Consider the following 22,120-nt stretch of genomic DNA (forward strand, 5'->3'; position numbering starts at 1 on the left):
CCGCGGTCCCCACCGGTGCTGGCCGCTTGGCCGTGCATCGCCCTGTTTCCCGTTCCGGCTGCGGCTGGAGGAAAGTGTTTTGATCATCAAAATCGTCATTGCAGCGCTGTTCGTCGCCTGCGTGCTGTACATCCACTTCCGTGGCAAGGTGCGCGCGCGCTGGTCGCGCCAGCTGCTGGACCATTCCAGTTTCATGGCCCCGATCAACGTGGTCATGTACATGTTCTCGAAGGTGCCGACCACGCCGTTCCTGGACCCGGCCAAGGAGTTCCCGCAGCTGGAGCCGCTGCGCCAGAACTGGCAGATGATCCGCGACGAGGCGCTGGCGCTGCGTGATGCGCAGGCGATCGCCGCCTCCAGCACGTTCAACGATGCCGGCTTCAATTCGTTCTTCCGCCGTGGCTGGAAGCGCTTCTACCTTAAGTGGTACGGCCCGTCGCACCCGTCGGCGAAGGCGATGTGCCCCAAGACCACGGCGTTGCTGGAGTCGCTGCCGGACGTGCGTGCGGCGATGTTCGCGCAGCTGCCGTCGGGCAGCGAGCTGCGTCCGCACCGCGACCCGTTCGCCGGTTCGCTGCGCCTGCACCTGGGCCTGGCGACGCCGAACAACGACGGCTGCTACATCGAAGTGGACGGCATCAAGAAGAGCTGGCGCGACGGCGAGTGGATGATGTTCGACGAGACCTACATCCACCATGCGCACAACGAGACGCCCGATGACCGCGTGATCCTGTTCTGCGACATCGCCCGCCCGCTGCGCTTCGGCCTGCCGGGCCTGTTCAACCGCGCGGTGGCGGCCACGCTGCTGGCCGGTGGTGCCTCGCCGAACCTGCCGGGTGACCCGACCGGTGGCGTCAACAAGGCCTTTGGCAGCGTCTACAAGGTGCGCCTGAAGGCCAAGGCACTGCGCGAGCGCAGCGTGGTGGCCTACCAGCTGATCAAGTGGGGCCTGGTGGTGGCGGTGATCGCGGGTATCTGGGCGCTGTGAGCGAACCGCGGCCGGGTCGCGCGCGGGGGATGTTGTAGAGCCGAGCCCATGCTCGGCTGCTTCTGCGCGAAATGCAGCCGAGCATGGCCCGGCTCTACAGAAAGCAAAAACCCGCGCTGGCGACAGCGCGGGTTTTTGTTTGGATCAACCTTTCAGTGCCGCCTGCACGAACGGCGGGGTCACCAGCACGCCGGTGTGCAGCGCGGCGGTGTAGTACAGGGTGTTGAAGGTCTTGGCGGCCGAGTCGGCCTGGCGGAAGTCGAAGCTGCTGTCGCCCTTGCGCGCCATGGTCACGCTCCACCAGCCGGTGGGGTAGCACGGCTGCGGGAACGGCAGGGTCTTGAACGAACCGAAGCCGGCCTTGCCCATCTCGGTGCGCATTTCGTTGATCAGCTCGAGCTGCATCAGCGGCGACTCGGACTGCTGCACCAGGATGCCGTCGTCCTTCAGGGCCTTGAAGCAGCTCTCGTAGAAGGCCTTGTTGAACAGGCCTTCGCCGGGGCCGACCGGGTCGGTCGAGTCCACGATCACCACGTCCACGCTGCCGGCCGGGCAGTTGGCCATGTAGGCCACGCCGTCGTCGAACAGCAGCTCGGCGCGGGCGTCGTCGTTGGAGTCGCACAGTTCCGGGAAGTGCTTGCGCGCCATCACGGTGACCTGCTCGTCGATATCGCACTGGGTCACGCTCTCCACGCCGGTGTGCTTGAGCACTTCGCGCAGGGTGCCGCAGTCGCCGCCACCGATGATCACCACGCGCTTGGGCGCGGCGTGGGTGAACAGCACCGGGTGGCTGATCATCTCGTGGTAGAAGAAGTTGTCCTTGCTGGTCAGCATGATGGCCCCGTCGATGGTCATCAGGTTGCCCCAGTCGGTGGTCTGGAAGATCTCGATCTTCTGGAACGGCGACTGCACCTCGTCCAGCTTGCCGGTGATGCGGTAGCCGATGGCCGAGCCGGTGCGCTCGAAGTGTTCGATGTACCAGTTGTTGCTGTCAGTCATTGGAAAACAGTCCTGTTCGGAGGGGTGGAGCCGGGCTGGCGGGCGGGGCCGCGTGGCACAGATGCCACATCCGGACGGATCGGCCCGTTCAGGTTGAAACCTGTCACGGGCGCGGGCGCGCATGATAACGAACCTGTGGGCATATAGGCGTTATCATGCCCCCCCTTTTATTGCCAACAAGGCCGACTGAAATGACCGATTGGTCCCTCGACCAAGCCCGCAAGACCTACTCGATCCCGCATTGGGCGGACGGTTACTTCGACGTGGATCAGGCCGGGCACATGGTGGTGAGACCGACCGGGGCGGACGGCCCGGTGGTGTCGCTGCCCAAGGTGGTCGATGCGGCGCGCGCGGCCGGTGCCAAGCTGCCGCTGCTGGTGCGCTTCCCGGACATCCTCGGCCAGCGCCTGGGCAAGCTGCAGGCGGCCTTCGCCCAGGCCCAGCAGGACTGGGAGTACAGCGGCGGCTACACCGCCGTGTACCCGATCAAGGTCAACCAGACCCGCGGCGTGGCCGGCACCTTGGCCAGCCACCACGGCGAGGGCTTCGGCCTGGAAGCGGGCAGCAAGCCCGAGCTGATGGCCGTGCTGGCGCTGTCGCGTCCGGGTGGCCTGATCGTCTGCAATGGCTACAAGGACCGCGAGTACATCCGCCTGGCCCTGATTGGCCGCAAGCTGGGCCTGCAGACCTTCATCGTCATCGAGAAGCCGTCCGAGCTGAAGCTGGTGCTGGAAGAGTCCAAGGCGCTGGACGTGAAGCCGGGCCTGGGCGTGCGCATGCGCCTGGCCTCGCTGGGCGCCGGCAAGTGGCAGAACAGCGGTGGCGACAAGGCCAAGTTCGGCCTGTCGCCGCGCCAGCTGCTGGACCTGTGGAAGTCGCTGCGTGACACCGAGTACGCCGACTGCCTGAACCTGCTGCACTTCCATATGGGCTCGCAGATCTCCAACGTGCGCGACATCGCCAACGGCATGCGCGAAGCCACCCGCTACTTCGTGGAGCTGTCGCGCCTGGGCGCGAAGATCACCCACGTCGACGTGGGTGGTGGCCTGGGCGTGGACTATGAAGGCACCCGCTCGCGCAGCTTCTGCTCGATCAACTACGGCCTGCATTCCTACGCCAGCAACATCGTGCAGCCGCTGGCCAATGCCTGCGAAGAGTTCGGCCTGACCCCGCCGCGCATCGTGACCGAGTGCGGCCGCGCGATGACCGCGCACCACGCGGTGCTGATCGCCAACGTGTCGGAAGTGGAAGAGGCGCAGGAAGGCCGCGTGCCGGACCAGCACGATGACGAGCCGGCGGCGATCCGCCACCTGCGCGAGATCCACGACGAACTGGACGTGCGCCCGGCGGTGGAGCTGTTCCAGGAAGCGCAGCATTTCCATGCCGAAGGCCTGGCCAGCTACGCGCTGGGCCAGATCGACCTGCCGCAGCGTGCGCGCATCGACGATCTGTTCTACGCCATTGCCCACGGCGTGCGTGCGCGCCTGAGCTATGACGAGAAGAGCCATCGCCCGGTGCTGGACGAACTGAACGAGCGCCTGGTCGACAAGTACTTCGTCAACTTCAGCGTGTTCGAATCGATCCCGGACGTGTGGGCGATCGACCAGGTGTTCCCGATCGTGCCGATCGAGCGCCTGGACGAAACCCCGGACCGCCGCGGCATCATCGCCGACATGACCTGCGACTCGGACGGCATGGTGGAAACCTATGTCGAGAACGAGAGCCTGGACAGCTCGCTGCCGCTGCACAAGATGAAGCCGGGTGAGAGCTACCGCATCGGCTTCTTCATGGTCGGCGCCTACCAGGAAATCCTGGGCGACATCCACAACCTGTTCGGCGATACCGACGCGGTGGAAGTGCTGGCCGACGCCGATGGCTACGCCATCACCCAGCAGCGCCGCGGCGACACCACCGACGTGATGCTGGACTACGTGGGCTACCGCCTGGATGAGCTGCGCGCGACCTACGCGCAGCGCGTGGCCGAGGCCCAGCTGTCGCCGGAACGCGCGCAGGAGCTGTCGGAGGCACTGGAAGCCGGCCTGACCGGTTACACCTACCTGTCCGACGAACCTCTGGTCTGATGGACAGCGCCGGGCTTGCCCGGCGCTACCGTTGCGATGAGCGCGCGCGCGATCTTCCACCTGTTCCTGCATGCCGCCGTGCCAGCCCTGCTGGCATGGCTGTTCTGGCGCAAGCGCTTCGCCTCGGCGTGGTTGCTGATGCTGCTGGGCTGGATCATCGATCTGGACCACCTGCTAGCCGACCCGATCTACGCACCGAACCGCTGCAGCATCGGTTTCCACCCGCTGCATACGGCCCCGGCCATCGCCGTCTATGCTGGGCTGTGCGTGCCGAAGAAGACCAGGTTGTTCGGCATCGGTTTGATCATCCACATCGTGCTGGACGCGATTGATTGCTGGTGGATGCACCACCGTTGATGCTTGATGCGTGTCGACCAAGGTCGACACCTACCGGGTGCGGGTGAACCGGTAGCGCCGGGCGGCGCCTGGCGAGCGCAGCGGTGCGTCACGCCACGGGCAACCACAACGTCGCACGCAACCCCGGCTGCGCATTCTCCAGCGCCACGCGCCCGCCATAACTGGCGGCGATATCGCCCACGATTGCCAGGCCCAGCCCGCTGCTGCCCTCGCGCTCATCCAGCCGCACACCGCGCTGGGTGACCTGTGACAGTGACTCCGCGGCCAAGCCCGGGCCGTCGTCGCGTACTTCGATGCGTAGCTGTCCGTCGCTGATGTCCGCAGTGATGTCTACCTGCTGTCGCGCCCACCGCCCGGCGTTGTCCAGCAGGTTGCCCAGCATCTCTTCCAGATCCGCACTGGCACCGGCGAACTGCAACGCTGGATCGATACCTGCGGCCGTGAACGCAATGCCGCGTTCGCCATGCACGCGTGCCATCAACCGGCATAGCGCCTGCGCGACAGTCGCAACGTCGCTGCGCTGGCGATGGTCTGCGGCCAACCCTGCCGCCAGGTAACGGTCAACACTGGCCTGCATGCGGGCGCTCTGCTCGCGCACGGTGGTCCGCCAGTCCGCGCCGTCGCCGTCAGCCTCGGTGGCCAGCACGCTCAATGGGGTTTTCAATGCATGCGCCAGGTCCTGTGCACTGGTGCGCGCGCGCGCGACCATGCGTTGCTGGTGCTCCAGCAGCGCGTTGAGTTCTTCGCCCAGTGGCGCGACCTCTGCCCCCAGTCCCTGCGTGTCGATGCGTTGCGCGTCGCCGCGCCGCACCCGTTCCAGCTGTGCACCGAGGCGGTGTAGCGGACGCAGGCCGAAGTGCACCTGGCTGGCCAGCACCGCCAGCCACGCTGCGACCAGTACACCCAACGCGATGGCGGTGCGCTGCCGGAATGCGGCAACATCGGCATCCAGCGCGCTGCGGTCGGTGGCGACCACGGCCACGAACGGTTCACTGGCACGTGGCAGGCGCACCTGCTGCACACGTGCGCGCAAGGATTGCTGCAGCGGCCCGGCCAGGTTGCGCGTGGCCGGGCCAGTGACGGTGGTGGGAAGCGTTTCATCCCACAACGAGCGTGACTGCAGCAGCACGCGGCCATCGGCACCGGCGATCTGCCAGTAGGAACCGGAGAACACCCGCTGGAAGCGCGCGTCATTCGGTTGCTGGCGCAGGCGCAGCTGTCCTTCGGGGTTCACTTCGGCCTGCGCCAGCAGGGTCAGCATGTCCTGCTGCAGTTCGTGGTCCAGCCGATCACGCGCGCTGCGCTTGAACAGTTCGCCCAGTAGTGCGCTGGCCAGCAGCGAAACCAGCAGCAGGCCGACGCCGCCAGCCAGCAGCAGGCGCCGCCGCAGCGAGGATTGCCGGCTCACGGTGCGGCCAGCCGCCAGCCCTGGCCGCGCACGGTCTGGATCAGATCGATGCCGAGCTTGCGGCGGACCCGACCCAGCAGCACGTCCAGCGCGTTGGAGTCCGGGTCGTGGCCGCCTTCGAACACCTGCTCGCCCAGACGATCACGGCCGATCACCTGGCCGCTGTGGTGGATGAAGTAACTGAGCAGGCGGAACTCCTGCGGGCTCAGCGCCAGCGGCTGTCCGTCCAGTTCGAAGCGGCCGGCGTTGACGTCCAGCTGCAGCGGCCCGCAGTGCAGGCGCGGGCTGGCATGGCCATGGCTGCGGCGGATCAGGGCGCGCATGCGCAGCACCAGTTCGTCGGCCTGGAACGGTTTGGTCAGGTAGTCGTCGGCACCGGCATCAAAGCCGGCCAGCTTGTCGTGCCAGCGCCCGCGTGCGGTCAGCACCAGCACCGGAAAGCTGCGGCCATTGCCGCGCCAGCGCTCGATCACGCTCAATCCGTCAAGCCCGGGCAGGCCCAGATCAACGATGGCCGCCTGCAGGTCCTCGATCTGGCCGATCTCCTCGGCCTGGCGGCCATCGGCAACCACATGCACCACGTAGCCGGCCTGCTCCAGCAGGGGCACCAGGCGCTGTGCCAGTGCGGCATCGTCTTCGGCCAACAGGATGCGCATCAGTCGTCGAGCTCCGTCTTCAGCAGCTTTCCGCTGCGCGCATCATAGTCCAGCTCCACCACCACGCCGTCGCCGCGCAGGATCTCCACTTCGTAGACACCATCGTCCAGCTCCACTTCCAGCAGCTGCCCCGGAAAGCGCTTGAGTGCATCGCGCACCACGCTTTCCAATGGCACGTAGCGGCCCTGCTGCACGGCACGGCGCGCGACCTGCTGTGCCGGGTCCTGGACGGGCGCGGCGGCGGTAGGAGCGTTGGCCAGGGCCAGCAGCAGGGGCAGGGTGGAGAGCATCGGGGCGCAGGGAGGGCTGTAGGAACAGGCGTGAGTGTGCCGGGGGTGACTAACAGCTGGCTAACAGTGCCGGCTAAGGCGCTGTTAACCACGGGGTGCATTGTGGCGTTGCCGGGATGGTCCGGCCACGAACACGAACAGGAGAACCCCCATGTTGAAGTCGCTCACCCTCGCCACTGTTGCCCTGCTGACCGTCGCGCCGGCCGTACAGGCCGCGCCGCTGGGCATGGCCCAGGTTGAACAGACCCTGCGCAAGGCCGGCTACACCCAGATCCACGAGATCGAACGCGATGATGGCCTGTGGGAGGCCGACGTGAGCCGCGCCGATGGCCGCTTCAGCGAGGTCTACGTGGACCCGAAGACCGGCGAGATCTTCGACGAGCACAGCGGCCGCGCGCTGCTGACCACCGAGCAGGTGCTGGCACGGGCACAGGCGCATGGCCTGCGCGAGATCCATTCGCTGGAACGCGATGGTGCGACCTGGTCGCTGGAGGCCCGCAATGCACGCAACCAGAAGGTGGACGTGCGCCTGAGCGGTTATGACGGCCGCATCCTGCACAGCGAGCGCGATGGCTGGCTGGATTGACGTTTGCCCATGTAGAGCCGAGCCCATGCTCGGCTTTGCGGCCAACCGTAGCCGAGCATGGGCTCGGCTCTACAGGAGCTGGCTTACCAGCCGTACGGCGGCGGGTAGTCCCAATAGCCCGGGCCGCGGCCGTAATAGCCGCCATACGGACCGAAGAAGCCCGGTCCCTTGCCTTCGCTCACGTGGATGTTGACGTTGACCCCGTGGGTCTTGCCTTCATCGGTGGTGTAGTTCTTGCTCAGGTTCAGCGTGGCGGCGTTGTAGTGGCTGTTGCCACCGTTCTTGGAATAGCCGATGCCGGTGGTGAAGCTGCCGGACACCTTGACCTTGTCGTCGGTCACGTCGGCGATCTTCGCGTCGTCGTGCACGCGCGGGCCGCTCTTGTCGCCGTAGTACGTGCCCGGCGGGTCCTGCTGCAGGGCCGGGTCGTTGAGGTAGCGCATCGGCGCCTGCGGCAGCGTCAGGTCCAGGCCGGCCGCCTGCGGCGCGGTGGCACCTGCGGCGGACTGGGCCAGCACGGTTCCCGGCAGGGCCAGGCACAGCAGCAGGGTCAGGGGGCGGATCATGACGGCGCTCCAGCGGACAGGTGGCCACGCAACACGCGGCGGTACAGGCCGACGCTAGCAGGGGTTGCTTGAATGATGCCTGTCGGCGCCCGCTTACGGTAGAGCCAGGCCATGCCTGGCTGCAGGCTACAACCGGCCGAACCCGAACAGCCCCTCCAGCGCATGCGTGCGCCGCTCGATCCGGGCGCGCAGCAGCTGCGCGCCGATCATCGAATAGGTGATGCCGTTGCCACCGTAGGCCATGGCGAAGTGCACCCGCGGGCCCCATTGTTCGTGCGGGCCGAAGAACGGCAGGCCATCAGCGGTCTCGGCGAAGGTGCCGCCCCAGGAGAACGCCGGCACCGGGTCCAGCCGTGGGAACCAGCGCCGCAGCTGCTTCATCAGCTGGTCGGCCTTGCTCTGAACGCGCCGGTCGCGGCGGGCGGGGATGTCGATGGCGTCGTCCAGCCCGCCGACCAGCAGGCGACGGTCGCCGGTGGCGCGCAGGTACAGGTAGGGGCGGGCGCTCTCCCAGACCATCGTGGTGCGCAGCCGGCCGAGCACGTCCGCATCGATGGGATCGGTGATGAAGGCGTAGCTGCTGCGGTTGCGTGCGACCCGTTGCTTGAGCCAGCGTTGGTTGGCATAGCCCATGGCCAGCACCACGTGGCGTGCGCGGATGGTGGCACCGGCTTCGGTACGGGCGGCCACCCCGCGCGCGGTAGCATCGAGGCTGTGCAGTACGGTGCGGTCATGCACATGGCCGCCGCGCCGACGCACGCGCTGCAGTAGCGCATAGGTCAGCCGATACGGATCAACCCGGGCCGCCTGCCGGGTCAGCAGGGCGCCGCCGGCCTCAACGTCGAAACGTTCCCGCAGTGCCTCCGGGCCCAGCCAGCGGGCATCCAGGCCGATGCCGCGACGGGCATCGCCCTCGGCCATCAGGCGCGGCACGTCGCGGTGGCGGCTGGCCAGATAGAGGCTGTCCATGCGCTGGAAATCCACATCCTTCAACCCGCGCGCCACGTCGCCCAGGGCCGGAATGGCCTCGGCACACGCACGGTAGGCAAGCGCGGCGGCGTCCTGGCCGTAGCGCTGGGCCAGTTCCAGCAGATGGGTATCGATCTCGTACTGCAGCAGCGCGGTGCTGGCAGCGGTGCTGCCCCAGCCGATGTCGCGCTGCTCGATCACCGCCACGTCGTGGCCATGCCGGGACAGCTCGTCGGCAATCAGCGCGCCGGTGATGCCGCCGCCCACCACCAGTACGTCGCAGCGCAGGTCCTGCTGCAGCGGCGGGAAGGCGTGGATCAGGCCGTTGCGAACCGCCCACCACGGGTAGCCACTTTTCAGGTCCATGGTTGTGTGCGGCTCAGGCCGTGGGATGGCCGGTATGCGGGGTCTGGATCAGTTCGGACAGATCGAAGCCCTGCAGGCGCGCGGCCGCCAGATAATGGTCCTGCACGGTGGCGTCCAGACGCGGCTCTCGCGCCAGCAGCCACAGGTACTTGCGATCGGGGCTGCCGACCAGTGACACGCTGTAGTCCGGGGCGACCTGGATCACCCAGTAGTCGCCCTTGGCGAACGGCAGCCAGCGCAGGCCCTTGGGCAGGAAGCTGACCTCCAGGCGCGCGCTGTCGTTGTCGACGGCACAGGCCTCGCCGGTGGCTTCCTCGACCTCGCCGTCCATGCGGCAGCGGTTGGTGACGCCGACGTTGCCGTTGTCGAGCAGGGTGTAGTGCGCCGACACGTCGGTGCAGCCTTCCGGTTCATGGCGCATCGGCAGGCGCGCGATCTCGTACCAGGTGCCCAGGTAGCGGGGCAGCTTGAGGTCGGCAACGGTCTTCAGCGGCGGGTGCTCGGTCATCGGCGGTCGTGGCAGGGGGGGACCTCCACGATGCCGATGGGCTTGCCATGGGCGGGTGAAGCCTGGGCGATGGCCGTGTCCAGAACGTTCCGTCGCTGCTGCGGCGTGCCCGTTGTCACCGGTGCGGCGGTATGCTGCCGCCAGCGCCGTGTTTTCCTGATCCAACCGAAGTGGAGGTGCCGATGTACCAGGTGATCCTGTTGAAGAGTGAATCCGCGTTCGCACGCGAACAGTGGCCGCAGGTCGATGACCTGGTCGACTACGAGGGCGTCAGCTACAGCCTGCGTGCCGGCCCGCGCCAGCCGCTGCCGACCGACCACGACTGGCATCCGGTGGCGGTGTACGCGCCCGATGAGATCACCGAGGAAGAGTTCCAGGACTGGTACGCGCTGCAGCAGCCGACCGTGGAAGAGCTGCGCCTGAAGTACTGATACTGCTGCGCGTCGCCCATCCGCCCTTTACCGCCTGTGCCGTATAGTCGCGCGCAGGCGCGGTGGTCCGCGCGAACCGGTGTGGCTGGCGTGTCTTCTTTCCTGCGATCGATCCGTGCACGGGGCCCCTGGTGGGTCCTGATGCTGTGCACCGCCCTCCTGCTGTCCGTGCCGGTGCTGGCACAGGATGAAGACCCTACGCCAAAGCAGCAGCTGGCGCAGATCGAGTCCAGCCTGAAGGAGATCGATCGCAAGCGTGGCGATGCTGAAGCCATCGAGACGCTGGCGATGCTGTCGGAGAATGCCTCGCAGGTACGGCGTGACGCCGAGGCGCTGGAAAAGGCGCTGCAGCCGCAAAAGGACCGCCTCGACGAACAGCTGGCGCAGCTGGGCACGCCTGCCGAGGGCACCACCGAGCCGCCCGAACTGGCGGCGCAACGGCGCACGATCAACAAGCAGCGCGACGGCCTGGCCGCATCGGTGGCGCAGGCCAAGACCAGTGCCGTGCGTGCGCAGCAGCTGGCGGCGGACATCGAGCAGCAGCGCACCGCACAACGCACCGAAGAACTGGGCCAGAAGGTCGCCTCGCCGTTGTCGCCTGCGTTGTGGAGCAAGGTGGCCGAGCGCCTGCCGATCGATATCGCACGCGTCGCGCCGTTGGCCGAGCAGGGGCGCGATACGTTCGTTGCCGGCGTCCGGGCCAATGGCTGGGGCACGCCGTTGCTGGGCCTGATCGCCGCGCTGGTGATGATGTTCCCGCTACGGCTGTGGCTGCGTAGGCTGGGGCGGCGCTTTGCGGCGTCGGAGCGTGCGCCCGATGGTCGCCTGCGCCGTTCCGGCCTGGCCATGTGGTTGTTGCTGGTCGGCACGTTGCTGCCCGGCTATGCCGTGGTGGTGCTGATGGCGGCGCTGGACGCCATCGATGCCATCGCGCCGCGCCTGCAGGTGGTGGCCGACGGCCTGGAGACGGCCACCTTCCGCGCCGCCTTCATCGCTGCACTCAGCGCCTGCATGCTGGTGCCCAAGCGCCCGTCATGGCGGCTGTTGAACCTGGACGACACCGCCGCGCTGAAGCTGCGCAAGTACGCGTGGGGCGCTGCGGCGCTGGCCTGGCTGAGCACGGTGCTGATGGCCCTCGACCAGGCCACGCGCACCAGCGATGTCACCACGGTGGCGCTGGATGGCCTGATTGCCCTGACCTACCTGGGCCTGATCATGGCCATGTTGGTGACCCTGGCACGCCTGCATCGCCGGCAGACCGCCGAGGCCGAGGCCAAGCTGGAGGCACAGGCCGATGGCGTGGGCGCGGCCACGCCGGTGCGCCGCAGCAGCTGGCTGGTATTGGCACGCGTGGCGGGCAACGTCGCGGTGGTGGCCGCCATCGTCGCGACGTTGCTGGGCTACCTGAACTTCGCCAAGTTCGTGAACCAGCAGCTGATCGGCGGCAGCATCGTGGTGCTGGCAGCGACCCTGCTGTTCAAGTTCGTTGATGACCTGAGCACGTGGATGCTCAACGCGGACAGCAAGGTGGGCCAGACCATCCTGCTCAGCACCGGCCTGAGCGTATCGCGGCTGGAACAGGCGGGCGTGCTGCTGTCGGCGGCGTTGCGCACCATCGTCGTACTGATCGCGCTGCTGGCGCTGGTGGCACCGTTCGGCAACATCGGCGCGGTGGTGGAGCGCTTCTCCTCGCTGTTCACGTCTGGATTCGACATTGGCGGGACCAAGCTGGAGCCGGTGCGCATCGTGCTGGCGGTGCTGGTGCTGCTGGCTGGCCTGGCCGTTACCCAGCTGGTACAGCGCTGGCTGACCGACACCTACCTGCCCAAGACCGAGCTGGATCTGGGCGCGCGCAATTCGGTGAGTACCGTTGCCCGCTATGTGGGCATCATCATCGCGGTGATCTGGGCCCTGAGCGCGATGGGACTGCAGCTGAGCAAGCTGGCACTGCTGGTCAGCGCGCTGTCGGTGGGTATTGGTTTCGGCCTGCAGGTGATCACCCAGAACTTCGTCTCCGGCCTGATCCTGCTGGCCGAGCGCCCGGTGAAGATCGGTGACTGGGTGAAGCTGGGTGATCAGGAAGGCGACATCCGCCGCATCAGCCTGCGTTCGACCGAGATCCAGGTGGGGGACAAATCGACCCTGATCGTGCCCAACTCCGAGCTGGTCACCAAGACCGTGCGCAACATGACGATGGGCAACAACCAGGGCCGCATCCAGATCCAGTTCGCGGTGCCGCCCAGCACCGATGTCGGCAACCTGCGGCAGGCGCTGCTGGATGCGTACACCGCGCACACCAACGTGCTGAATCAGCCGGCACCGACGGTCTACATCGACAGCATTGCCGGTGGCCAGATCACCATCAACAGCTTCGCGTACGTGGCCAGCCCGCGGCAGGTGTATGCGACCCGCAGCGATCTGTACTTCAGCCTGCTGCAGATCCTGGCGGAGCGGAACATTCCGCTGTCGACCCCGACGGATATCCACATCACCCGCGATCCGCAGGAGTAGGGGTTTATTTGCAGGGCTGCGCCCTGCACCCGCCGAAGTAACGGCCGAAGCAACAGCCGAAGCAACAGCAACGGCAACAGCAACAGCGTGCATTCCGTGGGATGGCGGGGTGGGTCCGGTTGCGGGAGACGCCGTAAACCCATCCATGGGGGCTTGGCCGCGGCATCCATGCCGCGGACACTCCCGCAACCGGACCCACCCCGCCTTCGACAGTTTTCCGCGATCTGTTGGAAATACTATTGGGGTCAGATCCGTTTTCCTCCGGAAAACGGATCTGACCCCAGATTGATTTCGATATCTGACAGAAGTGTCGACCAAGGTCGACACCTACCGACAGCCGCAGGAATCTGTCAGAGGTGGGGCGGTGCCGGAGTGCGGGGTGTCAGCCGCATGGATGCGGCTGCCAAGCCTCCAGGGACGGATTTACGGCGTCCCCGCACTCCGACACCGCCCCGCCATCCCACGGAATGCACGCTGTTGCTGTTGCCGTTGCCCCGGTTTGTAGCGGGTGCAGGGCGCAGCCCTGCAAAGAACCCTACCCCCGCGGTCGGCTGCGCGAGGGCACCAGTGCGAACGTATCCACCGCCAGCTTCTCGGCGTGGTTCAACCACGCGCGGATCTCCAGATCGTCCACTTCGTGATCCAGCCCGAACGACACGTTGATCTTGCCGTCAGCATCGGGCTGCACCCACTGCTGGGCCAGCACCACCTTGCGCTGCGACGACACCGCTTCGATCCAGAAACCACGATCCGGGCGCGTACTCGCCACCAGCTGCAGCATGTACTGGCCGGCGCGGGTACGGCGGCCCTTCTGGGTGATCATGTGTGCCTGGCGCACGCTCGGGCGCGGGCCCTGGAAGGCGTCCAGCGGCGCATCCACGGCAATGCCGCCACGCAGGTCGTTGTCGCGGTACAGCTTGATGCCGTTGTCGCGGTTGACGAGCAGGGCGCACCAGTCACCGTCGGCCGAGCCGTCCTCGAACGCGGTGCAACGGTCGACATAGGCCAGGGTGTTGTCCGGGTTGGCATCATCGAACTGGCGCGAGGTGTTTTCCAGATACACGGACTTCAAACCCCAGTCCTTGTCGTACTCCAGCAGCACCGGTGGCTGCACGTGCTGCAGGCCGACCACCACCTGGTCGTCGCCGTCGATCTTCAGCTCGCGGGTCGGTTCACCCAGCCACAGTGAACGGGCGAAGGCCAGATACTGCGGGTAGTCGCGGCCGCCATCGCGCTGGGTGGCCACGCTGGCGCTGGGCGCGCGCTGGGTATCGATCAGCGAACGGCCAAAGCCCATCGTCTTCAGGTTCGGGTCCAGCAGGCTGAGCAGGGTCGCACCCGAATCCAGGGTGGTGCCGGCGTCGGCGCTGAGCTGCTGCGGGGCAATGCCATCGCCCAGGAACAGCAGCAGGTTCTCGCGTTTCTGCCGGGTCAGAATGTGGGTCAGATCGTTGGGCATCGCCAGGTGATCGGAGGCGATCACGATCAGTGTGTCCTTGCCGTAGGGGCTGGCCTGGATGCGCTGCACCAGCTGCGAGATCAGCCGGTCACTGCACTTGAGCGCGTTGAGCATGTTGATGTTGCCGTACTGGCTCTGGTAGCGCTCGCCCTTGCACGACACCGGCAGATGGCCGGCTGGGTGATGGGTATCCATGGTCAGCGTGGTCAGCATGAACGGCGAGCCGGCGCGCGAGAGCTGCTCGAAGCGCTGGTAGGCGGTGTCCAGCAGCACGTCGTCGTGCACGCCCCAGGCCGAGTAGTGGATGCGGCCGATCTTCTTCTGCTGCTTGAACCAGGCCAGGTCATGCACTTCATCGAAACCGTGGCTGGCCAGGAACTGGCCCTTGCCGGCGAACTGGCCGTTGGCACCGCCCAGATAGTGGTTGGTGTAGCCCTGCTGCTTCAGGTAGTCGCCCAGGCATACCGCCTTGGGCAGGAAGCTGCCCATGCGGTCCATGCTGTTCTCATCGCCCTGCGAGGTGGTCAACGGCACGCCGCACATCGACGACACCAGGCCGGCGATGGTCCAGCCGCTGCCTTCGGCCGAGGCCAGCCCGCGCACGTCCAGCGACTTTGTGGCCAGCCGGTTGAGATTGGGCATCAGGCCCGGGAACACGTTCTCATCCAGGTAGGTGCGCTCCAGGCTTTCGCCGTAGATCCAGACGATGTTGCGCGGGCGCTGCAGCGGCTTCGTCGGAACCTGGTACTCGGGGGCGATGCGCGCGAAGTCGACCGGGCGCAGCTGCTGGTAGAGGCGCTGGCCGTCGCGGGCCAGTGGGCTGATCATGATCGTGGCCACCCACACGGCCGCGAAACCGGCGAACAACGCGCCACCGTGGCCGGGCCGGCGCCAGCGCTTCACACGCGTGGCGAACAGCGGCAGCAGCGAGACCAGCGCCAGCACGATGAAGCCGGCGATGTAGCCCTTGAAGTCGGAGACACCGGCGCCTTCCATGTCGGCGCCGAGGTGGTACAGGGTTGCAGCGTTGAGTCCATCACCGGACAGCTTGTCGATCAGCCACCATGCGCTGAGCATGAGCAGCAGCAGCGAGAATGCGCTGGCCTTCCACCACACCCACTTGTCGGACGCGAGGAACAGCCAGCACAGCAGCAACAACGACAACAACAGTATCCAGAGCATAGGCAGCTTCGGCAGTGACGGGATGTTGATGGACGTCGTACCGACGCGTGTCCATCCGACCGGCGCTGTCGCAAGCACATGCACATGACAGGCCGATGACCCGATAGTGCATGCACGAACCTGACTGAAATGTTTGTTGGAATGACGCGCGCGAAATCGCGCTCAGAAGGTAAAACGAGCGTGAAAGGCTACGTTGGATTGCATTAAAAGCCGCATGAATACGGCGTTTTCGTTGATGTGCTAGCGATGCCCGCGTTCTTCGCGTGCCCGTGCGCGACGGTCGAACAGCAATGCACTGGTCACGATGCCAAGGCCGAGCACCACGCCGATGAACAACAGAATCAGCGCAATCAGCGGGTAGCCGAACAGATGCCAGCCGGTGTCGATCTTCATCATCATCGCGGCGGCCATGATCAACGCGGCGCTGATGATGCCGGCCGCGACGCGGTTGGCGATCTTCTGCAGGTTCTCCATCAACCGCGATTCTTCCAGGCCGGTCACCTTCATCTGCAGGCGGTTTTCGGCCAGCAGGGCCATGATGTCCGACAGCTTGCGCGGCCCATCGCGCAGCAGCTGCTGCAGCTCCATCGCCTCGCTGGCGAGGTTGGCGGCAGACAGCGATTTCTTCAGGCGTGCGCGCATCACGTGCTGCAGCTGGCGCTCGACGATGCGACGTGTTTCCAGCTCTGGTGCCAGCAGCCGGCACACGGTTTCCAGGTTGAGCAGTGCCTTGCCCAGCAGGCTCAGTTCCGGCGGCGTGCGCAGCCCGCAGGCGGTGGCGATGCGCACCATGTCCAGCACCACGCGGCCTTCGGAGAACGTGCCGCTGGCGGCGTAACGCGCGATCAACTGGCCGGTCTCGCGCAGATAACGTTCCTCGTCGAACGCCTCCAGCCGCGTGCTGATGCTGATCAGGTCGTCGGCCACTTCCTCGCCACGGCCGTCGACCGCGGCGAACAGGATCTTCAGCAGGCGCTCGCGCAGGCGCGGCGGCATGTGCGCGACCATGCCCAGGTCGAAGATCGCCAGCCGGCCATCGGGCATCACCCGCAGGTTGCCGGGGTGCGGGTCGGCGTGGATCTCGCCGTGCACGAAGATCTGGTCGAGGTAGCCGCGGATCAGCGCCGCCGCCAACGGGTCCATCGATTGTTCGGTGCGGCGCACATCGGGGATCGCATCCACGCGCACGCCGGTGGCCAGTTCCATGGTCAGCACGCGCTGGCTGCTGTAGTCCCACAGCGGCTGCGGTATCCACAGGCGGCGGAACGGCTTCAGGTGCCGGCCGAAGCGGGCCAGGTTCTCGGCCTCGGCGTGGTAGTCCAGCTCCTGCATCAGGGTCTTGGCGAACTCGTTGAGCCAATCCCGCAGGCGCACGCGGCGGCCCACCTGGGTCAGATGGTCGGCGGCCAGCGCGAAGCTGCGCAGCGCCTCCAGGTCCGAGCGCAGCTGCGCGGCGACTTCAGGCTTCTGCACCTTCACTGCTACCTGGCGGCCATCGTGCAGCACCGCGCGGTGCACCTGCGCGATTGACGCGCAGCCCAGTGGCTCGGGATCGAACGCAGCGAACAGCTTGTTCACCGGGGCGCCCAGTTCCTGCTCGACGATGGCATGGATGCGCTCGACCGGAATCTCGGCCACCTTCTCCTGCATGCGCTCCAGCGCCGTGGCGAACTCCACCGGCACCATGTCCGGGCGGGTAGAGAGCATCTGGCCCAGCTTGACGAAGGTGGGCCCCAAGGCTTCCAGGTCACTGACGAACTGTTCCGGGTTGCCATCTGCCGGTACGTCGGCCGGATTGCCCGCGGCATCCAGGTTCATGCCGGAAAATACGCCTGAATGGCGGTAGCGCATCAACAGGCGCAGGATCTGGCTGCGCCGGTTCATGCCTTTGACCAGCGGGGGATTGCCATTGGCGGTGGGCGGATTGCTCAAGCGGAACTCCCATGCGGCAAAGACGGTCGTGCCGGCCGCTGGCCAGCAATGTCCGGATTCCGCAGTGTCGCCGGGGGGCGGTAGGCACGCGGTGAATCCGACCGCTTCCGCAGCCGCCCCGGTATCGGTCAGAATCCGCTCATTCCCTCTCTGGACTTCCCATGGCCGGTGCCAGCCTGTTCGCCCTGCTCGACGATATCGCCACCCTCCTCGACGATGTCTCGGTCCTGACCAAGGTCGCGGCGAAGAAAACCGCCGGTGTGCTGGGCGACGACCTGGCGCTGAACGCGCAGCAGGTGACCGGGGTCAACGCCAACCGCGAGCTGCCTGTGGTGTGGGCGGTGGCCAAGGGCTCGCTGGTCAACAAGGTGATCCTGGTACCGGCAGCACTGGCGATCAGCGCCCTGGAGGCCTGGCTGCACAGCCGCGGCTGGAACGTGCCGCTGATCGTGCCGCTGATGATGATCGGTGGTGCCTTCCTCTGTTTCGAAGGCGTGGAGAAGCTGGCGCACCGCTTCCTGCACTCAGCCGAGGACGACGCCGAGCATCAGGCCGAACGGCGCAAGGCGCTGGCCGATACGCAGGTGGACATGGTGGCGTGGGAGAAGGACAAGGTGAAGGGCGCGATCCGCACCGACTTCATCCTCTCGGCCGAGATCATCGTGCTGACCCTGGGCGTGGTGGCCACCGCGCCGTTCACCAACCAGGTGGTCACGCTGGCCGTGGTTGCATTGGCGATGACGGTGTTCGTCTATGGGCTGGTCGCGGGCATCGTGAAGCTTGATGACGTCGGCCTGTACCTGTCGCGCAAGGGCGGAGCCATTGCCGCTTTCGGTCGCGGTCTGGTGGCGTCGGCGCCGTGGCTGATGAAGTTCCTGTCGGTGGCTGGCACCATCGCCATGTTCCTGGTCGGCGGCGGCATCCTGGTGCACAACGTGCCGGCGCTGCACCACGCGGTGCAGGCGCTGGGCGGTGAAGGGCAGTGGGGCTGGCTGATCAGTGCTGCGGCCAACATGGTGGTCGGCATCATCGCCGGTGCCATCGTGCTGGCGGCGGTGACCGGGTTCCAGAAGCTGCGCGGGAAATGATCTGTAGAGCCGAGCCCACGCTCGGCTGCTCTACGGCGCTGCGCGCCGCCGCCCGAGCATGGGCTCGGGCGCTACAGCGTCTGCACGCTGGATCATCAGCCCGCCTGCACCCGGTTCTTGCCTTGCCGCTTGGCCGCATACAGCGCGTCATCGGCGCGGCGCAACAGGGTCTCGGTATCGTCACCGGGCTGCCATTGCGCCAGCCCGGCGCTGAAATGCACCGGCACGCGCCGGTCCTGCACGGTCAGCACGCGGTGCGCCAGTGAACGTTGCAGGCGCTGCACGGTGGCCATGCTGTCTGCGCCCTGGGTTTCCGGCAGTACCAGAACGAACTCGTCGCCGCCCAACCGTGCGATGCCGTCGGTGGCGCGCAGCAGCAGCTTGCACACGGCCACCAGGTGCTGCAGCAAAGCATCGCCACCAGCGTGACCGTGCGCCTCGTTGGTCAGGTGGAAATCATCCAGATCGATCACCGCCACGCCCAGCGGCGAGTTGTTGCGCATGGCACGCGCCAGTTCACGCTGCAGCAGTTCGTCCAGGCCGCGGCGATTCAGTGCCTGGGTCAGCGGATCGATACGCGCCAGGTCACCGGCAGCACGCAGTTCCTGCTCCAGCTCGGCAATGCGCTGCTCTGCGCGTTCCACTTCCTGCCGCGCGCTGGCCAGGTGATCGCGGGCCTGCGCAGCCTGCTGCTGCACCTTGCCGGTATCGCGCATCACCTCCTGCAGCAGCTGGTTGAGGTCGGCGATGCTGCGTGCCTCGCGCAGCTGCAGGGCGTAGCTGCCGATGCGGTCGTGGTATTCACCGGTGCTGGTGGCCATGCCATCCATGCGCTCGATGAACTCGCCCATCAGTCCGCGCATCGCGGCCTTCGAATCATCAATGCCCTGGCGCAGCAGGCCCTGCTTGTAGATCACTTCGCGCAACTCGGCGCGGGTGCGCTCGACCGCTTCGGCTTCCAACGGACCGTCCAGCAACTGGCGCACTGCCGCGATCTGGCCCTGCAGCCAGCTGCGGTCATCCAGCAGCTCGCTCACGTTCTCCAGCAGCAAGGCGAACAGCTCCAGCAGCAGCGCCTGTTGCTCCTGCCAGCTCTCGGCGCGCACGCCGACCTGGTGGCCGAGTTCGCGCACTCCTTGTTCGATCGGCTCCAGTGCGGTACCCGGCTGCCACTGGCGGAGGCGCGTGGCCAGAGCTTGCGCCTGTTCGCGCAGATCCGGGTCGTGCTGCAGCAGGGCCACCACCGCACCGCCCAGCAGCAGCCGCAGCTGCTCGGACAGGCGCAGGCTTTCCGGCTGCCCGTCCGGCGAATGCTGTTCGATGGTGCGGATGTACTTGTCGATCAGTTGCCGCATCGCGCGGCCGTAGCGCGGCCAATCGGCGCTGGCCTGCGCCGACTGCAGGCGGTCGCCCATGTCGCCCAGCTCGCCCGGCAGGGTGGCCATGCCGTTGGCGAACGCCGCCAGCAGCGGTTCCGGCGCGTCGGCGCCTGCGAACAGCTGCTGCAGGGCCACGCCACCGCCGCCCTGCAGCACCACGCGGTCACCCAGCCCATCGTCCACCACCGCGCGCACGCGTGCCGGCGGCCCAAGGGCGGTACCGGGGGCAGGGCGGTGGTCGGGCTGGTCCGTCATGGAGCGAATCCTGGGGGGCTGGCAGGGACTGGTTCCAGCATATCGGCGCGGCCGCCGACGGCTTGAACGGCTAGGATGGGCGACAGGATGCCGCAGTGGAGGTGCTGATGCGCGTGATGTTGCTGGGGGCGACCGGCCTGGTCGGTGGGCTGACCCTGCCCAGGCTGCTGGACGACCCGCGCTGCAGCGCCGTGGTGGCGCCCACCCGCCGCCCGTTGGGTGTAGCTCACGGGAAGCTGGAGAACCCGGTGCTGGCCTTCGATGCGTTGCCCGCTTCGCCCGAATGGGCGCGCGTGGACGCGGTCATCTGCGCGCTGGGCAGCACCATTGCCCAGGCCGGCAGCCGCGAGGCCTTCCATCGCATTGACCACGACTATCCGCTGGCGTTCGCACGGCTCGCACAGGCACAGGGGGCCAGTACCTATGTGCTGAATTCCGCGGCCGGCGCCAACCCGCAGTCGTCGATCTTCTACAGCCGGGTGAAGGGCGAGCTGGAGCGTGACCTGCGCGCGCTGGGCTTCAACTCGTTGACCCTGGTCCGTCCCGGCCTGATCGGGGGCGAGCGCAACGAGGTGCGTCGCGGCGAGCGTTTCGCACTGACGGTACTCGGCGCGTTGGGGCCGGTACTGCCGCGGGCGTGGCGGATCAACCCGGCCAGCGAGATCGCCAAGGCACTGGTCGAGGCCGCGCTGGCCCCGCAACCGGGCGAGCACGTGGTGGCGTCGCGCGCGCTGGTCGGCTGATGTCGCGAGCGCTGCGCCTGACCCAGCTGCTGCAGCTGCTGCGTCGTCATCGACGGCCGGTCGCGGGGCAGGTGCTGGCCGATGCGCTGGGTATCAGCCTGCGCACGCTGTACCGCGATATCGAGACCCTGCGCGAGCAGGGCGCCGACCTGCGTGGCGAGGCCGGCGTCGGCTACCAGCTGGCGCCGAGCGATACCCTGCCGCCGATGACCCTGCCACCGGCCGAGATCGATGCGCTGGTGCTGGGCCTGCGCTGGGTCGCGGCCCGCACCGAGCCTGCGCTGGCCGAGGCAGCACGTGACGCCCTGGCGCGTATCGCCCATGTGTTGCCTGCGGCGCGCCGCGAGGCCTTGCGTGACAGTGGCCTGCGCGTGGGCCCTTCGCGCGCTGGGAGCAAGGTTCCCCCCGCGCGCCTGCAGGCCGTGCGTGAAGCTGTGGGTTCGCAGCAGCGATTGAAGTTCGGCTACGAGGACGCGCAGGGCCAGCGTACCGAGCGCACCGTCTGGCCATTCGCGCTGGGCTACTTCGATGAAGTGCCGATGCTGGCGGCGTGGTGTGAGCGCCGCGAGGATTTCCGTCATTTCCGGCTGGACCGCATCCGCCAGGTGCGTGTGCTGGAGGATCACTACCTCGTGCCACGCGCCACCCTGCTGCGGCGGTGGCAGAAGGCACAGGGCATCGCACCGGACTGGTTGGACCGCTCATAACCACAGCAACAGCGGGAAGCGGGCGGGGGGGAGAGTCGACTGTTAGTCGACTATCGCGCGCAGCGGGGGGCAAGCAGGCTGAAGGAAGAGCAGTCGACTGACAGTCGACTCTACCGACAGACGAATCTGCTGACAGAATCTGTCAGCAGGCCCGTACCACCATGATTGCTCCCAACAACGGAGCCTCCCCATGTTCAAGCCCAGCACCCTGCTGCAGTACGTGCGCGACGTCGCCACCAGCGCCACCTTCTACAGCGGCATCCTCGGCAAGCCGCCGGTCGAGCAGTCGCCCGGCTTTGCGCTGTTCCTGCTCAGCGATGGCGCTGCACTGGGCCTGTGGCAGCGCGACGACGTGCAACCGCCGGTGTCCGCGCAGGCCGGCGCCGCGGAACTGGCGATGGTGGTCGCCGACCCCGAGACGGTGCAGCAGACGCATGATGCGTGGCGCGCGCTCGGCGTGCAGATTCTGCAGGCGCCGGTGACGCTGGAGTTTGGCCACACCTTCGTCGGTGCGGATCCGGATGGCCATCGCCTGCGTGTGTACAGCCGTGCCGAGGGTATGGTCGCGCGCGATTGATCGCACGCATTTGGTAGATCCACGCCATGCGTGGATGCGGGCAAAAAAAACGCCGGGCAGTGCCCGGCGTTTCTCCAATTCA

The 22,120-nt window shown here is 67.0% G+C and carries 20 protein-coding genes; 10 read left to right on the top strand and 10 right to left on the bottom strand.

The features are described from left to right. Positions 1-82 precede the first annotated feature (82 nt). Positions 83-988, top strand: a complete 906-nt coding sequence (locus RI032_RS10305; RefSeq protein ID WP_176433094.1) for an aspartyl/asparaginyl beta-hydroxylase domain-containing protein — start codon at positions 83-85, stop codon at positions 986-988. Positions 989-1,132: 144 nt separating this feature from the next. Here RI032_RS10305 and speE read toward each other — a convergent pair whose 3' ends face one another. Then, positions 1,133-1,987: a polyamine aminopropyltransferase gene (speE, locus tag RI032_RS10310; protein ID WP_010482074.1), complete on the bottom strand. Its 855-nt coding sequence runs from the start codon at positions 1,985-1,987 to the stop codon at positions 1,133-1,135. Positions 1,988-2,178: 191 nt separating this feature from the next. On the opposite strand from speE, the gene speA reads away from it, so the two are divergent. Both speA and RI032_RS10320 read left to right on the top strand, forming a co-directional pair. Then, positions 2,179-4,068, top strand: coding sequence for an arginine decarboxylase (speA, locus tag RI032_RS10315; protein WP_005411370.1), 1,890 nt, complete (start codon positions 2,179-2,181; stop codon positions 4,066-4,068). A gap of 36 nt (positions 4,069-4,104) precedes the next feature. Beyond that, positions 4,105-4,425 (top strand): DUF6122 family protein, encoded by a 321-nt coding sequence (locus RI032_RS10320; RefSeq protein ID WP_005411369.1) that lies wholly within the window; start codon positions 4,105-4,107, stop codon positions 4,423-4,425. An 88-nt stretch (positions 4,426-4,513) separates the two neighbouring features. On the opposite strand, the gene RI032_RS10325 is transcribed toward RI032_RS10320, so the two are convergent. Genes RI032_RS10325 through RI032_RS10335 form a run of 3 tightly spaced genes read right to left on the bottom strand, consistent with a single transcriptional unit; the run spans position 4,514 to position 6,779 of the window. Next, a complete protein-coding gene (locus RI032_RS10325; RefSeq protein ID WP_053443629.1) occupies positions 4,514-5,833 on the bottom strand; it encodes a sensor histidine kinase in 1,320 nt (439 codons plus the stop codon). Further along, positions 5,830-6,489: a response regulator transcription factor gene (locus RI032_RS10330; protein ID WP_322548248.1), complete on the bottom strand. Its 660-nt coding sequence runs from the start codon at positions 6,487-6,489 to the stop codon at positions 5,830-5,832. Before RI032_RS10330 ends, RI032_RS10325 begins: the two co-directional genes overlap by 4 nt. Further along, positions 6,489-6,779, bottom strand: a complete 291-nt coding sequence (locus RI032_RS10335; RefSeq protein WP_010482069.1) for a PepSY domain-containing protein — start codon at positions 6,777-6,779, stop codon at positions 6,489-6,491. The genes RI032_RS10330 and RI032_RS10335 overlap by 1 nt, the downstream gene beginning before the upstream one ends. A gap of 151 nt (positions 6,780-6,930) precedes the next feature. On the opposite strand from RI032_RS10335, the gene RI032_RS10340 reads away from it, so the two are divergent. After that, the gene (locus tag RI032_RS10340; RefSeq protein WP_043401290.1) at positions 6,931-7,365 is read left to right on the top strand and encodes a PepSY domain-containing protein; all 435 of its coding nucleotides are present in this window, start codon (positions 6,931-6,933) and stop codon (positions 7,363-7,365) included. Between the two features lie 83 nt (positions 7,366-7,448). On the opposite strand, the gene RI032_RS10345 is transcribed toward RI032_RS10340, so the two are convergent. From RI032_RS10345 to RI032_RS10355, 3 genes are all read right to left on the bottom strand, one after another. Continuing rightward, entirely contained in the window at positions 7,449-7,931 is a 483-nt protein-coding gene (locus RI032_RS10345; protein WP_019661543.1) for a hypothetical protein, read from the bottom strand. Positions 7,932-8,057: 126 nt separating this feature from the next. Next, positions 8,058-9,266, bottom strand: coding sequence for an FAD-dependent oxidoreductase (locus tag RI032_RS10350; RefSeq protein ID WP_164191536.1), 1,209 nt, complete (start codon positions 9,264-9,266; stop codon positions 8,058-8,060). Positions 9,267-9,279: 13 nt separating this feature from the next. After that, on the bottom strand, positions 9,280-9,774 hold the full coding sequence (locus RI032_RS10355) for a lipocalin family protein (RefSeq protein ID WP_010482059.1): 495 nt from the start codon (positions 9,772-9,774) through the stop codon (positions 9,280-9,282). A gap of 182 nt (positions 9,775-9,956) precedes the next feature. On the opposite strand from RI032_RS10355, the gene RI032_RS10360 reads away from it, so the two are divergent. Both RI032_RS10360 and RI032_RS10365 read left to right on the top strand, forming a co-directional pair. After that, entirely contained in the window at positions 9,957-10,205 is a 249-nt protein-coding gene (locus RI032_RS10360) for a hypothetical protein (RefSeq protein WP_006474562.1), read from the top strand. A gap of 141 nt (positions 10,206-10,346) precedes the next feature. Next, a complete protein-coding gene (locus RI032_RS10365; RefSeq protein ID WP_322548249.1) occupies positions 10,347-12,716 on the top strand; it encodes a DUF3772 domain-containing protein in 2,370 nt (789 codons plus the stop codon). Positions 12,717-13,251: 535 nt separating this feature from the next. On the opposite strand, the gene RI032_RS10370 is transcribed toward RI032_RS10365, so the two are convergent. After that, positions 13,252-15,357 (bottom strand): phosphoglycerol transferase I, encoded by a 2,106-nt coding sequence (locus RI032_RS10370; RefSeq protein WP_322548250.1) that lies wholly within the window; start codon positions 15,355-15,357, stop codon positions 13,252-13,254. A 240-nt stretch (positions 15,358-15,597) separates the two neighbouring features. Then, complete coding sequence (locus tag RI032_RS10375) at positions 15,598-17,241, bottom strand: ABC1 kinase family protein (RefSeq protein ID WP_224329419.1); 1,644 nt, start codon at positions 17,239-17,241, stop codon at positions 15,598-15,600. A 209-nt stretch (positions 17,242-17,450) separates the two neighbouring features. Between RI032_RS10375 and RI032_RS10380 the strand changes: the two genes are divergently transcribed. Further along, the gene (locus tag RI032_RS10380) at positions 17,451-18,377 is read left to right on the top strand and encodes a DUF808 domain-containing protein (protein WP_043399421.1); all 927 of its coding nucleotides are present in this window, start codon (positions 17,451-17,453) and stop codon (positions 18,375-18,377) included. A gap of 95 nt (positions 18,378-18,472) precedes the next feature. Here RI032_RS10380 and RI032_RS10385 read toward each other — a convergent pair whose 3' ends face one another. Continuing rightward, positions 18,473-20,011, bottom strand: a complete 1,539-nt coding sequence (locus RI032_RS10385; RefSeq protein ID WP_049453972.1) for a GGDEF domain-containing protein — start codon at positions 20,009-20,011, stop codon at positions 18,473-18,475. 107 nt (positions 20,012-20,118) lie between these two features. On the opposite strand from RI032_RS10385, the gene RI032_RS10390 reads away from it, so the two are divergent. The 3 genes from RI032_RS10390 (at position 20,119) to RI032_RS10400 (ending at position 22,038) form a co-directional block, all read left to right on the top strand. Further along, positions 20,119-20,754 (top strand): Rossmann-fold NAD(P)-binding domain-containing protein, encoded by a 636-nt coding sequence (locus tag RI032_RS10390; RefSeq protein ID WP_322546975.1) that lies wholly within the window; start codon positions 20,119-20,121, stop codon positions 20,752-20,754. Further along, complete coding sequence (locus RI032_RS10395) at positions 20,754-21,461, top strand: helix-turn-helix transcriptional regulator (RefSeq protein WP_197618747.1); 708 nt, start codon at positions 20,754-20,756, stop codon at positions 21,459-21,461. The genes RI032_RS10390 and RI032_RS10395 overlap by 1 nt, the downstream gene beginning before the upstream one ends. Before the next feature lie 190 nt (positions 21,462-21,651). Beyond that, positions 21,652-22,038 carry a VOC family protein gene (locus RI032_RS10400; protein WP_322546976.1) on the top strand — a complete coding sequence of 129 codons (387 nt, stop codon included), beginning with the start codon at positions 21,652-21,654 and terminating at the stop codon, positions 22,036-22,038. The last annotated feature ends 82 nt before the right edge of the window (positions 22,039-22,120 follow it).

It is taken from the genome of Stenotrophomonas geniculata, assembly GCF_034508895.1.
GTDB lineage: Bacteria > Pseudomonadota > Gammaproteobacteria > Xanthomonadales > Xanthomonadaceae > Stenotrophomonas > Stenotrophomonas geniculata.

Excerpts from the sequence above, each read along its gene's own strand:
- speE (WP_010482074.1), bottom strand. The coding sequence starts at position 1,987 with ATGACTGACAGCAACAACTGGTACATCGAACACTTCGAGCGCACCGGC.
- speA (WP_005411370.1), top strand. The coding sequence starts at position 2,179 with ATGACCGATTGGTCCCTCGACCAAGCCCGCAAGACCTACTCGATCCCG.
- RI032_RS10320 (WP_005411369.1), top strand. The coding sequence starts at position 4,105 with ATGAGCGCGCGCGCGATCTTCCACCTGTTCCTGCATGCCGCCGTGCCA.
- RI032_RS10330 (WP_322548248.1), bottom strand. The coding sequence starts at position 6,489 with ATGCGCATCCTGTTGGCCGAAGACGATGCCGCACTGGCACAGCGCCTG.
- RI032_RS10335 (WP_010482069.1), bottom strand. The coding sequence starts at position 6,779 with ATGCTCTCCACCCTGCCCCTGCTGCTGGCCCTGGCCAACGCTCCTACC.
- RI032_RS10340 (WP_043401290.1), top strand. The coding sequence starts at position 6,931 with ATGTTGAAGTCGCTCACCCTCGCCACTGTTGCCCTGCTGACCGTCGCG.
- RI032_RS10345 (WP_019661543.1), bottom strand. The coding sequence starts at position 7,931 with ATGATCCGCCCCCTGACCCTGCTGCTGTGCCTGGCCCTGCCGGGAACC.
- RI032_RS10350 (WP_164191536.1), bottom strand. The coding sequence starts at position 9,266 with ATGGACCTGAAAAGTGGCTACCCGTGGTGGGCGGTTCGCAACGGCCTG.
- RI032_RS10355 (WP_010482059.1), bottom strand. The coding sequence starts at position 9,774 with ATGACCGAGCACCCGCCGCTGAAGACCGTTGCCGACCTCAAGCTGCCC.
- RI032_RS10360 (WP_006474562.1), top strand. The coding sequence starts at position 9,957 with ATGTACCAGGTGATCCTGTTGAAGAGTGAATCCGCGTTCGCACGCGAA.
- RI032_RS10365 (WP_322548249.1), top strand. The coding sequence starts at position 10,347 with ATGCTGTGCACCGCCCTCCTGCTGTCCGTGCCGGTGCTGGCACAGGAT.
- RI032_RS10370 (WP_322548250.1), bottom strand. The coding sequence starts at position 15,357 with ATGCTCTGGATACTGTTGTTGTCGTTGTTGCTGCTGTGCTGGCTGTTC.
- RI032_RS10375 (WP_224329419.1), bottom strand. The coding sequence starts at position 17,241 with ATGAACCGGCGCAGCCAGATCCTGCGCCTGTTGATGCGCTACCGCCAT.
- RI032_RS10380 (WP_043399421.1), top strand. The coding sequence starts at position 17,451 with ATGGCCGGTGCCAGCCTGTTCGCCCTGCTCGACGATATCGCCACCCTC.
- RI032_RS10385 (WP_049453972.1), bottom strand. The coding sequence starts at position 20,011 with ATGACGGACCAGCCCGACCACCGCCCTGCCCCCGGTACCGCCCTTGGG.
- RI032_RS10390 (WP_322546975.1), top strand. The coding sequence starts at position 20,119 with ATGCGCGTGATGTTGCTGGGGGCGACCGGCCTGGTCGGTGGGCTGACC.
- RI032_RS10395 (WP_197618747.1), top strand. The coding sequence starts at position 20,754 with ATGTCGCGAGCGCTGCGCCTGACCCAGCTGCTGCAGCTGCTGCGTCGT.
- RI032_RS10400 (WP_322546976.1), top strand. The coding sequence starts at position 21,652 with ATGTTCAAGCCCAGCACCCTGCTGCAGTACGTGCGCGACGTCGCCACC.